The organism is uncultured Campylobacter sp., from assembly GCF_937890585.1.
In the GTDB taxonomy this organism is placed as follows: Bacteria; Campylobacterota; Campylobacteria; order Campylobacterales; family Campylobacteraceae; genus Campylobacter_A.
This window is the reverse complement of the sequence record NZ_CALACG010000125.1, coordinates 1-1083: the sequence shown is the minus strand read 5'-3', so window position 1 is coordinate 1083 and position 1083 is coordinate 1. Positions and strand designations below refer to the sequence as shown.

The 1083-nt window shown below is 38.2% G+C and carries 2 protein-coding genes; both read left to right on the top strand.

What is annotated here, in order from left to right; translation table 11 throughout:
• Positions 1–66: 66 nt before the first annotated feature.
• Positions 67–540, top strand: a complete 474-nt coding sequence (gene ssb, locus Q0296_RS03675; protein WP_298036665.1) for a single-stranded DNA-binding protein — start codon at positions 67–69, stop codon at positions 538–540.
• A 10-nt stretch (positions 541–550) separates the two neighbouring features.
• Positions 551–1083: antA/AntB antirepressor family protein (locus Q0296_RS03670; protein WP_298036663.1), on the top strand; the 533-nt coding region annotated here is incomplete at its 3' end.

Below are 1083 nucleotides of genomic sequence, written 5' to 3'. Positions count from 1 at the left end.
AACGCCAGGCTATAAGAAATGAAGTTGATTATGAGATAGGCAAAAAGATATTTGAAAGGTTTTTGAATGTTTAACAAAGTAGTAATAGTTGGCAATTTAACAAGAGATATTGAGCTTAGATACACTCCAAGCGGTGCAGCGATTGGTAAAAGTGCGATCGCCGTCACTCATAAATTTACTATCAACGGAGAGAAAAAAGAGGATACTTGTTTTATCGATATTAGCTTTTTTGACAAAGGTGCAGAGATTGCCAACCAATATCTAAGAAAAGGATCGAAGCTTTTGATCGAAGGACGGCTCCAATTTGAGCAATGGACGGATCAAAACGGGCAAAATCGCTCAAAGCACACTATAAGCGTTGAAAGTATGGAGATGCTAGGTAGCAAAGACGGCGAACCACAAAAGAGCAATACATATCAAGTTAGTAGCACATCACAACAGAGCCAAGACGCGCAGCGTAAAAGCGAGCCACAATATAATGACGTGCCAGATATAGATGTCAATTGTGTTGATTATGATAGCCAAGAAATACCATTTTAAGAGGTGCAGAATGAACGAGATAATTACAATCAGCCAAACGATGATAAATAACACTGAAGTAAATTCGGTAAATGCTAGGGACTTACACGAAGTTTTAGAAAGTGATACTAAATTTTCAGACTGGATCAAAAGGCGACTTGATGAGACGGATGCTATCTTAAACGCCGACTATATCATCGTTTCTCAAAAAAGAGAAACGATCACAGAGTACGGCAAAAAGGCAAGCTTAATAACCGAGTATATCCTCACAACCGATATTGCGAAAGAGATAGCGATGATGGAGCGAAACGAAAAAGGCAAACAAGTAAGGCGTTATTTTATTGAAGTTGAGAAAGCATATAAAAGAGATAAGGTCGCCGTTAGCCAGCTCGACTATATGCAAATCCAACTAAACTACCTAAAAGAGCAGGATAGAAAGATCCACGAGCTAGAAAATAGGACGGATGAAATTCACAAAGAGCAGCTAAAAGCAAAGCACAATATCAACCGAATTTTAAACAACGATAACTATATGACACTTATCGCCTATATGAATTTGTATGG